The sequence below is a fragment of the Rhodopirellula bahusiensis genome, from assembly GCF_002727185.1.
GTDB classification, from domain to species: Bacteria; Planctomycetota; Planctomycetia; order Pirellulales; family Pirellulaceae; genus Rhodopirellula; species Rhodopirellula bahusiensis.
The window spans coordinates 153,517-164,989 of sequence record NZ_NIZW01000019.1; the positions used below are offsets into that span (position 1 = coordinate 153,517).

Annotated in this window: 8 protein-coding genes and 1 pseudogene; 5 read left to right on the plus strand and 4 right to left on the minus strand. The window is 55.3% G+C overall.

Annotated elements, in window-relative coordinates; all coding sequences use genetic code 11:
• Positions 1–7: 7 nt before the first annotated feature.
• Positions 8–853 carry a polysaccharide deacetylase family protein gene (locus CEE69_RS22490; protein WP_099262876.1) on the minus strand — a complete coding sequence of 282 codons (846 nt, stop codon included), beginning with the start codon at positions 851–853 and terminating at the stop codon, positions 8–10.
• 260 nt (positions 854–1,113) lie between these two features.
• On the opposite strand from CEE69_RS22490, the gene CEE69_RS22495 reads away from it, so the two are divergent.
• Positions 1,114–1,935 carry an ankyrin repeat domain-containing protein gene (locus CEE69_RS22495; RefSeq protein ID WP_099262859.1) on the plus strand — a complete coding sequence of 274 codons (822 nt, stop codon included), beginning with the start codon at positions 1,114–1,116 and terminating at the stop codon, positions 1,933–1,935.
• A 179-nt stretch (positions 1,936–2,114) separates the two neighbouring features.
• On the opposite strand, the pseudogene CEE69_RS33565 reads toward CEE69_RS22495, so the two are convergent.
• A pseudogene (locus CEE69_RS33565) lies at positions 2,115–2,704 on the minus strand (permease); the annotation flags it as partial.
• Between the two features lie 384 nt (positions 2,705–3,088).
• On the opposite strand from CEE69_RS33565, the gene CEE69_RS22505 reads away from it, so the two are divergent.
• The 4 genes from CEE69_RS22505 to CEE69_RS22520 all read left to right on the plus strand — a co-directional run bounded on the left by CEE69_RS22505 (position 3,089) and on the right by CEE69_RS22520 (position 8,869).
• On the plus strand, positions 3,089–3,982 hold the full coding sequence (locus CEE69_RS22505; protein WP_099262860.1) for a hypothetical protein: 894 nt from the start codon (positions 3,089–3,091) through the stop codon (positions 3,980–3,982).
• Positions 3,983–4,088: 106 nt separating this feature from the next.
• Positions 4,089–4,778, plus strand: coding sequence for a PRC-barrel domain-containing protein (locus CEE69_RS22510; RefSeq protein WP_099262861.1), 690 nt, complete (start codon positions 4,089–4,091; stop codon positions 4,776–4,778).
• A 237-nt stretch (positions 4,779–5,015) separates the two neighbouring features.
• Positions 5,016–6,560: a sulfatase family protein gene (locus tag CEE69_RS22515; RefSeq protein WP_099262862.1), complete on the plus strand. Its 1,545-nt coding sequence runs from the start codon at positions 5,016–5,018 to the stop codon at positions 6,558–6,560.
• Between the two features lie 236 nt (positions 6,561–6,796).
• Positions 6,797–8,869, plus strand: coding sequence for a hybrid sensor histidine kinase/response regulator (locus CEE69_RS22520; RefSeq protein ID WP_390179995.1), 2,073 nt, complete (start codon positions 6,797–6,799; stop codon positions 8,867–8,869).
• An 83-nt stretch (positions 8,870–8,952) separates the two neighbouring features.
• Here CEE69_RS22520 and CEE69_RS22525 read toward each other — a convergent pair whose 3' ends face one another.
• Entirely contained in the window at positions 8,953–11,010 is a 2,058-nt protein-coding gene (locus CEE69_RS22525) for a POT family MFS transporter (protein WP_099262864.1), read from the minus strand.
• Between the two features lie 282 nt (positions 11,011–11,292).
• Positions 11,293–11,473 (minus strand): integrase core domain-containing protein (locus tag CEE69_RS22530; protein ID WP_143549313.1); only part of this gene is annotated, 181 nt, incomplete at its 5' end.

An 11,473-nucleotide genomic window follows, 5' to 3' on the forward strand; every position in this document is an offset into this window, starting at 1 on the left:
ATTGGGTCTATTCACCGTAATCCGCCGCAGCCGGTGCGGTCGTTTTTGTCGCGACCGGTTTGGATTTCACCCAAGCGGCAGCCTCTTGAAATGTTGTGACCCACACCGAATCGTCGTTCTGCAGGAATCGCAGGATCTCTTTGTGGTCGTCGGCGCTGATAGCCAAGTGGTCGCCACCCACGCCGTGGAACATGATCACGAGCCAGCCTTGTTTCTCTCGCGCGTTGGTCACTTGGTCGAGTTGATACGCCAGGTCGCGTTCGTGGCCCGCGACCGTTTTCACTTCAAATAGATCAGTGTCGCCTTGGCTGGGGATTTCGATTCCAAACTGGGTGCCTCGCGCGGCGAAGAACCGCTCTTTGACCAATGGAACATAGCTGTGTTTGTCTTCGCCGATCGATGTGTTCCCGCAAGGGTAGGCAAACGTGGCGAGCTCGCTTTGGACGCCATTACTGATCAAGTTCGCTAGGTTTTCATCGAGTTCTTTCGCCATGCGAGCGTCGTCGTAGTCTTCTGAAGCGTTGCCCGGTTTCACCCAATCGTTCTTCCGAGCGCAAGGGTGATTGATGGTGTGCCCCGCCAACTCGTGGCCCTCGTCGCGAATCTGGTCCAGGTCTTCCTGCGACCAACGATAGGTAACGCCTCCGGGGCAAAAGAAGGTTCCTTTCATTTTCGCCGCTTTCAATTGCGGCAAGGCATGAGCGATCTGACTTGGTATCCCGTCGTCATAGGTCAGCGTGACGCAATATGTCTTGCCGTCAGGCCAGTACCCTTCCTCCGCAACCGTTGTCGTTGAAGCGGCGATCGATGCGGCGAGGAACAAAAGACAGTTGAGTTTGGACTTGAAAAACATGAAGTGTTTGGAGCCCGTTCGGGTGAGTTGGCCAGAATCAAAGCCGCTTGGTGACGGCATCCGCAGCAAGCCTGCGACACACCGATCGTAATGCGGACTCGACCAAAAGTCGATCAATTCGCGTCGCACTGCTATCGGAGTGCATTGGTATCGATCGACCCGCAACGGCTAGAATGCTTTTCAGGCGAGCCTGCATGGCAAGCCCGTTTGCTTCGCACCCTGCCGGCAGATGAGTCAAACTTATAGCGTAAGAGTAACTGATGAATCGATACTTCCCTGCTCTGCTTGTGGTGCTTTTCGCCTGCGGTTTTGTCTCCGCTCCCTCCGCATTCGCATCTGAGCTGATGGACGCAATTCATGAACAAGACTCAGCTCAAGTCCGGACGCTGATCGCGGCTGGCGCAAATGTCAATGAAGTGGATGGTGATGGATATTTTCCGCTGTACTACTCGATCGTGTATGAGTCACCGGAGCTCACGCGAATGCTGTTGAAGGCGGGCGCGAAGGTCGATCAGAAGGAGCCCGAGTATGGGATGCCCATGATTGCTCACGCTTCTGCCATCGGGAACTTGAAGGTTGTTCAAGTGTTGCTTCAGTTCAAAGCCAATCCGAAAGCCAAGGACAAGTTCGGGGGAACGGCGATCGAAGAGGCTGCGTACAACGGATTCAAAGAGATTGCTGATTTGTTGATCCATCATGGTGCTCAAACAAAATATCCGGCGCACGTGGCAGCTGGACTCGGCAAGGAGAAGGAATTGCGTGGCCTGATCCCGAAGCTCAAAGACATCAACTTGGAATGTCCGGGTTGGCGAACGACGCCACTTCACTTCGCCGCATCGGGAAGCAGCATCGAAAACTGTCGATTGCTGCTCGATGCTGGTGCTGACCCGAACAAGAAGAACTTATTCGGAACAACTCCATTGCACATCGCCGCCGACAGCGAAAATGTGCCGTTGATCAAGTTGCTGCTGGCCAAAGGAGCCGATCCGGCTCAGCGCGATACGGAAGGATTGGTTCCAGGGCAGAATTCACAAGACGTCAACGTCCGACGATTGCTGGCAACGCCGGTGCGCGGTTTTTGAGTTGTCGCGTGAGGGGAGAGCGAGCAAAGAATCTCGCCCCGGATGGTTTCCGCAGATTGGTGTTGGGGGATCCCCAGCTTTCTGTAGGCTTCCGTCGAGTTGACGCTTTTGCATTTTGCACGACGAGACCAAAGCACTCTTGAAAGAGTGTCATTCAAACGAGTCTCGAGTGATGACCGTCATTCCTCGACGCGGAAGGAGCGGACCCAACCAGAGTTTGTTCCGAGGATGTCTCGGACAACTTTCTGCGTCTCTTCTACTTCGAATGGGGCATGTTCGAGTTCGTGCTCGAGAAATTCCAGTTTCTTGCGGATCAGATAGCCCTGCATTCGCTGGTAGGGACGGATCTGGCCGGTGCGGATGAATGTGCCGACTTCCATTCGACGGCTCCAGTCCTCTCAAACGGGCAGCCAATACAAAGCGTGTTCGGCGTGACCGCTGTTGGCTGCTGACAAACACTCGGCCCTCGCCATGCTAATTTCGTCCAAGCATTCTTCCGCGGATGGTAGTAGGCGAAACAGGCGACAACGCTCATCGCGACCAAGCCCGCCAGCATGGTCGCTCCGATGATGCCCGGAGGAACGACCAAATCCAGCCCCGATCGGGGTTTGGCGTCTTCTGAAGTCAGGGAGGAAGCAAACGAATGAGACTCGGCGGTACGAATTTGCCACGCTTCGTCGATTTTCATAGTTCGCAAAACGACCCCAATCAAGCCGAAGACGCCCAGCACCGCGAGAGAAGCAGCGATGCTGAAGTTGAGGTCCTTGACGGAGCATGATGATCGGACGATTCATCCTCGGATGTCGTGATGTCGCAGTGATGGTGGCAATAGCACGATTTGGCGGGCTGTGCTTGCTCGGAAGAAACCGAACTATCGCTTACCAATCCGCTCGATGAGCAGCTGCAGCAACCGACGTGAACCCATCCGGCGACACTGCTGAATAGCAATGATGCAAGCAAAAGGTAGGTCGTTGCGAGCCGGGATTGAAAAAAGATCGAGAAGCCATCGTTGAAAGAGAGACAGCAAAGAACGCCCGCGAATTGCGAGCGATGACTTTTGACCATCGCTGAATCCGATTCCGCTAGGATGAAGGACTTAGGGAGTTGATTTCCACCTTCCGTCGCCGGAACCACTTATCTCGGAAAGGTCGCTATGTACAAGCCCGATATGTCGCATCGAGGGGATGTCGATTCTGAACCGCCACGCGTCTCGTCAAAGATGCAAACGAGTTGGTTTGATGCGGTGACGTCGTTCTTGATGGCGGTCTTGCTGATGCTGACCAGTGTGGTGGGCGTCTTGTTCCTGCTGTGGATGCTGCTGCCGCAAGACGAAGTTGTCTTGACCGAGCCGGTGGCGGAGATCACACGTGTCTCGCTTGGTGGCGGTTCAATCGTCGCTGCCCCATTCGATACGCCGGCTGATCAGGAAGTGGTGGCATTGATGACGGAGGACTTAGAAACATCGGTGCAGTCATTGGTCGCGGCAGCCAAGCAAGTGGCGATGAACGAACCCGCCACCGAACCGGCGGGAGGCGATACGGCGGGTGCCAGTGACAAAATTGGATCTGGCGGGCCCGACGATACCAGTGGCGATATCGTTCCACGGTTTGAAAGGTGGCAGATTGATTGGAAGGCAAAAAACCTGCGAGAATATGCCAAGCAGCTCGACCACTTTCAAATCGAGTTGGGCGTCGTCGGCGGCGGTCGAGCTGGCGTTGATTTGGTGAACCAATTTTCGCTGAACCCCCAATCGCGATACTTGGCGGATTCCGAAGAAGAGAAGCGGTTGTATTTCGTCTGGACACATCGCAGTCCATTGCAACGTTTTGAAGAACGCTTGCTCGCACAAGCGGGCGTGTCCACTCACGATCGACATGTTCTGAAGTTGATCCCGGAGGATTTGGAAACGCATCTGGCAACTTTGGAGCATCGTCACGCGGTGAAGGCTGGCCACGAATCGGTCGGCGAGATTGCTCGCACCGTTTTCGAATGCGTTCCGGCAAAACGTTACTTTGAGTTTCGCGTCGTTTCGCAGCGGTATCGTTAGACAGCATTCCGCTGCCTTCGGAACATTGTTTGCACCATCGAGTTTCGTATCAAAGATCCAAACTCGTAAGCTGCATCAAGTGACTTGGATGTGAAGGGGAAATGCAATGTTGATTTCGACTGAGACGATGTTGGGGACCGAGCTGCTAGGAACTGACCGAAGTGTGGGTTCGGTTTGTGACCTGCTGTTTGATGACGAGACTTGGGTTGTCAGGCACTTGGTAGTTGATACGGGACATTGGCTTCCGGGCCGTCAGGTCTTGTTTCCTCCGATGAAGGTTCAGAATGCGGATTGGGCGGCGTCGAGTGCCTCCGTGCCGTTGACCAGTCAGCAGGTCAAAGACAGTCCTTCGGTGGAGTCCGATCGTCCTGTGTCGCGTCAAATGGAGATCGAGCTATATCAACACTTTGACGTGCCGTATTATTGGGGACCCGCGGGGGCGACATTGGCCGGCAGTGGATACACGCCGATGCCCTTGGCAGCAGGCTTGATGCCGATGGACCAAGTCGAGAACGATGACATCAAACGGAACCATCTTCGTAGCTTTGACGAAGTGTCGGGCTATTCCATCCAAGGCACGGACGATCACGTCGGTCACGTGGGAGGAATGGTGATCGATGACGTGAACTGGTCCATTCAACAGTTGATCGTTGATACTCGGAATTGGTGGCCTGGCAAAAAGGTGTTGCTCGGTCGAGACCAGATCCAAGAGATCTCTTGGTCGGAGGCGACCGTCACGGTGGGTTTGACCAAAGAGCAAATCAAGAGTTCGCCTCTCTATGACCCGGTGGCTTGAGCGAGGTGGCTTGCCATGCGGCGTCTGTTTGCCGCATTTGATTGTGCGAGTGTCGCAATCAACGAGCTGGTCGAGGTCAGCGAAGATGTCGTGCTTGCCTCGCACATGAACGAGTCATTTCTTTGGTAGCCTGAGGGGCCACGCGGGATTTCACGAGAAGCTTTTCGCATCGGAAAGCTTCGTGTCTAGAATGTGCGATCCCCCTCTCCCCTCTACACTCTGATTGATTGGCTGCAGATGAATTGGTTGCGATGGTTCGTTGTTTCCACGGTTGTTGCTCTTCCTTTTTTGATGGCTGTCGAAGCGACGCCTGTTCACGCGGATGATTCCGCAACACGTCCGAACATCATTTTGGTGATGGCGGATGACCTGGGCATCGGCGATGTCTCACCGACCAATCCTGATTGCAAAATCAAAACACCGCGATTGCAGCAGATGGCCGAGGAAGGTTTGACTTTCCTGGACGCTCACACGCCAAGTTCGGTTTGCACACCGACACGCTATGGTTTGTTGACCGGTCGCTACAACTGGCGGTCTCGGTTGGCCAAGGGTGTTTTGAGTGGGACGAGTGAGCACTTGATCCCCGCTGACCGTGCGACCTTGGGCCACTTGTTGCAAGATGCCGGGTATCACACGGCGATGATTGGCAAGTGGCACCTTGGTTGGGATTGGCACAAGAATGGGAAAGAGATTGACTTCACCAAGCCCGTGTTGAACGGCCCAGACAGCAATGGGTTTGATCAGTACTACGGTCACTGCGGATCGTTGGACATGCCACCGTATGTTTGGGTCGATACCGGAAGGCCAACCAGCGTGCCGACTCGAAAAGAAGGCGTGACGAAGAAACAGAATCCCTATGGTTGGTATCGCAACGGGCCGATTGGAGATGACTTTGAAATCGAGCAAGTGCTGCCGCACTTGTTCGACAAGTCGATTGCTTACGTGGAAGAACGTGTGAAAGAAGACAAACCGTTTTTCTTGTACTTGCCACTTCCTGCTCCTCACACGCCGATCGTTCCGGTGCCGCCATTTAAAGACGCCAGTGGGATGAACCCCTACGCGGACTTTGTGATGCAGATGGATCACCACATGGGGCAACTGCTCGATGCGGTTGCGAAAGCGGGCATCGATGAGAACACTCTGGTGATCTTCACTAGCGACAACGGTTGTTCGCCGGAAGCCAACTTTGGTGAGCTGGCAAAGCACGGTCACGATCCAAGTGGAAAATATCGCGGGCACAAAGCGGATATCTACGAAGGTGGTCACCGCGTTCCGTTCATCGTGCGGTGGCCGGGAAAGGTCGTCGAGGGGAAAACGACCAACGCGGTCGCCTGTTTGACCGACGTGTACACGACGCTGCAGTCAATCACCAATCAAACACGTGAAGCGACGGGTGGCGAAGATGGATTCGATTTGACCGGCGTCTTTGGTGGGGATGACGCGTCGGAACGCGAAGCTTTGGTCAGCCACAGCATTGGCGGTTTTTTCGCGATTCGTCGTGGCAAGTGGAAGCTGTGCTTGTCGCACGGCAGCGGCGGCTGGAGCAACCCTCGGGAACCGAAGGCAAAGCTGCAAGGACTTCCGCCGATGCAGTTATTTGACCTGGAGGCGGATCCCGCCGAGAAGAACAACGTCGCAAAGGAGAATCCAGAAGTTGTGGATTCGTTGCTGGTGTTGCTCAACGAGTACGTCGAAACCGGACGCAGCACCGAGGGGCCAAAGGTTGCCAATGATCGCGAGGTCACTTTCCTGCCCGAAGGCTTTTCGCTGCCGAGTCCTTGAGTGAGAGATTGAAAGTGGCTGAATCGTTGGCCGCCCGCCATGGGTGATGGCGGCTGCTGGACGCCAAGTGGCGGGGAATAGTCAATTTCTCCGTTCCGTGGGGTGACTCAAGGTTGCCCCGCGACAAAGCGGAGGGACCCAGCTAAAATCGATGCGGTATGAATTTTGGGGGGCGTGTCTTTGAACCGTCCCCCTTTTTTTGTCAAACGACATTGCGAATTGCCGCGAAAGCATCGATGAATCGAACCGATGACCCGATCACAGATCCACTGAGACTGAAGGCCTTGCGAAGTCTGTCGTTGGTGGACAGTCCTGCCGAAGAATCGTTCGATCGGATCACTCGGTTGGCGGCCCGATTGCTGAAATGCCCCGCCTCGGTGGTCACCCTGATCGAGGAAGATCGGCAGTTCTTCAAGAGCTGCGTTGGGTTACCGGAACCACTTGCGACGCTGCGAGGATCGCCGCTGAGCCACTCGTTCTGCAAGTTGACGGTGCGGGCGGGGAAGCGTTTCCTGATCCAAGACGCTCGCGTGGATCCTCGAGTCGTTTCGCATCCGGCGATCGAAGAGTACGGGATCGTTTCTTACGCCGGCTTTCCCATCCGAACACGATCGGGTGAAGTGCTCGGTACGCTTTGCGTTGTCGATGTTGTTCCGCGAGAGTGGACCGAAGACGAACTCGAAACGCTGCGTGAGCTTTCGGCGTCGGTCGAGTCAGAAATCGAATTGATCGCGGCGGCGGAGCGTGAACGTGATCATGCTCGCATGTTCCAAACGATGATCCAAGCATCGCCGCTGTCGGTCATTGTCATTGATACGGATGGTCGGGTGGAGCTTTGGAACGATGCTTCCGAAGCCATCTTCGGCTGGACCAGCGCTGAGGTGCTCGGTTATCCCCTGCCGATCATCTCCGAACACAAGCTCGACGAGTGCCAGCGGATTTGCGACGCGGTGGGCGACGGAAGTGTGTTCCGATGCGTGGACACTTATCGCGCCAAGGGTGAGGATGCCAATGGCGAAAAGCGAACCGTGCATGTCAACGTTTCCGCCGTTTCGTTGCATCGACACGACGGGTATTCGGATCGGATTTTGCTGATCATCGATGATGTCTCGCAGTCGCACGCGGGCACACTCGAACGCGAACGGCTGTTTCGCGAATTGAAGATTGAAAAGGCGTTGTTGAGCGAGATGGATGAACGCAAGGATCGTTTTCTTGCATTGCTGGCGCATGAACTACGCAATCCGTTGACGCCCATTGGCAACGCAGTCGACTTGCTGCGTTTCGCGGCGGAGGACCCCGGTCAGGTCCATGAGATCAGCACTGTTTTGGATAGCCAAGTCCGCCAGTTGGTGCGATTGATCGATGACTTGATGGATGTTTCGCGAATCACCCGTGGTCGGATTGGTTTGCAGCGTGAGACGGTTTCGATTCATGAAGTCGTTGCCAACTCCTGTCGAGCGGTGGACTCGTTGTGCAGCGAGATGGGACATGAACTGATTCGACGATCTGATCCCGAGGAATCGTTGTTTGTTTATGGCGACTATGTGCGACTGACGCAGGTGGTGACCAATCTGCTCAACAACGCGTGCAAGTACACGCCACGGAACGGCCGCATCGAAATCTCTTGCGGTCATTCCAAGGGCCAGGTGCAAATCACGGTCAAGGACAATGGCGTTGGTATCCCGCCGGAGCATCGGACGGGCATCTTTGAGATGTTCACGCAAGTGGAAGACACTTTGAAGGACAGTCGCGGAGGGCTCGGCATCGGTTTGACGTTGGTCAAGCAATTGATCGAACTGCACGATGGCAAGGTTCTATTGATGGACACCGATGGCGCGTCGACCGGGAGCGAATTTCAGATCCATTTGCCTCGGTTGGATTCCAAGCCGAAGGAGGAAAAGACTGTCGCTGAAGAAGAGGGGCCGAAGCGACGATACCGGGTGCTTGTCGTCGATGACGTTCCGGCGATCGCGAAGATGTTCACGATGCTGGTCGGTGCGATGGGGCACGAGGTGAACTCAGCTTCCAGTGCTCCCGAAGGCATCGAGCGGGCTCGAGAATTGCAGCCCGACATCGTCTTTTCCGACATCTGCATGCCGGGAATGGACGGCTACGAGTTGGCTCGAAGGTTCCGGAGTTTGTCGGAACTGGATTCCAGCATGCTGATTGCGATGACAGGTAACGGGCAGCCGGAAGACATTCGGATGGCGATGGAAGCGGGCTTTGACAGGCACATCACAAAACCCGCGTCGGTACAACGCCTTCGCGAAATTTTTCAAGAGCTGGAGTCGCGGCGCGGCGTGGAGTGATTGCCAAACATCTCTCCGCCACGGTTCATCGGAATGAACCATGGCGAGTGTTGTTCAGCAATAACGTCGCTGGTGGTGCAACCTCAAGTTGAGATCGATTCGTCAGCGATTGCTTCAGCAGCGTGTTCAGCATCATCTTCGTCTTGGATGTAGGTTTTCTCTTTGTAGAGATAGCCAACAGGGACGAACAGGATTGCGGTGACGAAGATGCAGGTGGTCCAAAACCAGAAGTAAGCGGCACCTTCGAGCAGTGTGCGTCCACCGATCGCGTAGTCGCGCGAAAGTTTGGTTTCGTCGCCGCCTCCACGTTCGCTGATCAACTTGCGTTTGACGACTTCGGCTTGGCCGGAATCGCCTTCCGATTCGATCGCGATCTTTTGGCGTTCGAGCCAGTTGAAAGTCAGGGCATCCGTGTCGGCGGTCTCCGAAGTGTTGGCTCGGTCAACCGTTCCCGTCAATGTCTCGTCCCACTGAGTGTCATTCACACCATCGGCACCCGCAGAGACGAGTTGGTACTGGTCTCGCGACAGTAATTTGTAGGTGATCGGATTGCCGAACGCATCGTTGGCGTCGGTAAGTAGCGATTGAGCTTCCTCAACGCTCGGGAAGGCTCTCGTGGAGTCGTCGCCAGTTTGATCCAGGAAGAACGCTTCGATCTTTTCTGCGACAGCATTGAAGCTTTCGAGAGAGGCGTTTTCGATCGAATCCAACTTGCCATCTTCGTTCAGCAAAAGAGTCGCATCGTCTTGCGTGCCCAGTTTGTTGTCAGGTCCCAGTAGGGCCAGCTTCGGAGCCGCTGGGTCATCGTTTTGAAGTTCGCCAACGAAACTGCCGTTGTCGAATGTTTGCTTTGCGTCGCTTTCCAAGTCGATGTCTGCCGCGAGTGATGCAGCGGCGGGGGTTTGGATGTAGCGGTTGACCGTGGCGGTGAACACGTTGCCCATTGAGACTGAGAACAGGAACACAGCCATCACGATGGACTTCATCGTTTTCGGGGCCTGGGTGTAGGCGAACTCCAGGCAAGTGATCGAGACCATCACTTCCGATGCGGTCAAAACCGCGTAAGCGAGAAACTGCCAGCCGATTGAAGGTTGGCTTCCGGCGTCCACTCGCTCTTGAACCAAAGCCACGATTGCGAATCCACCGATCATGACGAACAAACCGAGGCTGATCTTGCGGATGGGCGTCAGCGGGAACACTCGATCGATTGCGGGGTAGATCAAGAATTGGAACAGCGGGATCAAAGTCAGAACCAAGATCGGATTGATCGCCTGGATTTGTGATTCCAGCCATGTGTAGCCAAGCCATTCTCGATTCAAGTTTTTGGCTTGAAGGACCCACGAGGAACCTGTTTGATCAAACAAAGCCCAGAACACGGCTACGAACGAGAAGATGATCATCAGCTTGGGGATCGAAGAGAACTTTTCCCACGAGAGAAGTTCCTGCAAGAAGCGATAGCCGCCTGGCCGAATGTGAACGAACTTGTGGCGTCCCATCCAAAACAGGAATGTCGCGATTGCCATCAGCACACCGGGGATGCCGAAGGCCCAATGGGGACCGTAGTGTTCCAGGACCCAAGGTGTCAGCAACGTCGAGATGAACGAGCCGAAGTTGATGCTGAAGTAGAACCACTGGTACACCTTCGTCAGCATGTGGGAGTTCGATTTACCGAACTGATCCCCGACGTGAGCTGAGACGCAGGGTTTGATTCCTCCCGAGCCGATCGAGATCAGCAGCAAGCCGGCGAACAACCACATGCCCGCGGACAACGGTGGCGAGCCCATCAATGCGAGAGCACCGTGGCCGATGCAGTAGACGATCGAAAGGTAGAGGATCGTTCGATACTTCCCCAGGAAGATGTCCGACAGCAATGCACCGATCACGGGAAAGAAGTACGCCGCGGCGGTGAACGTGTGATAGTGCTCGGTCGCCTCAGCATTGCTCATGCCTTGTGCGGTGGACGAGCTGCTCATCCAGTGCAGGTAGTCGACCATGAAAACGGTCAGGATGGCCTTCATGCCGTAGAAACTGAATCGCTCGGCGGCTTCGTTGCCGATGATGTAGGGAATGCCGGGGGGCATTCCCGTGGTCGCTTGGGGGCGATCGTTGTAGGTGGAAGGTTCCGAATCGGATGTCGACATCAAGCAGGTTCCGTTGGATTGGCACGGACGGGCAAAAGGCCCAGTGGACGTCAGCGAGGAAGGGGTGATGGAGGAGCTGACAGAGGCCAAATTAAGCCGCTCGCCGTGGCCAAACCAGTCCCCGCGGCGATTAAATGGGCCGGGAAACCAACGTTTGAGACGAAGCGGGGATTTGGGGCTCGATTGCTCGCCAAGCGTTGCGACACGGTGGTCGGTGGCGCCCTCTGGATTCGGGCTCCCTCGATTGAGCCAGTGGGATGCCCCCATTTTCTGTACCAGGCGTTATGAAAGATTGGGTTGGGGAATTGGGATCAGTGATTCGCAGTGCTGCTGGAGTGAGGCCGTAGGCCGAACGGAAGCAGCACTGCGAACCGCGAACTCCGTTGGGGTCAGGTAGCCAAGCGAACTGTGCGGGCGGCGTGTGTTGAAGTCCTCCCGCCAAGCTCGTGCTTTCGTCCGTGCG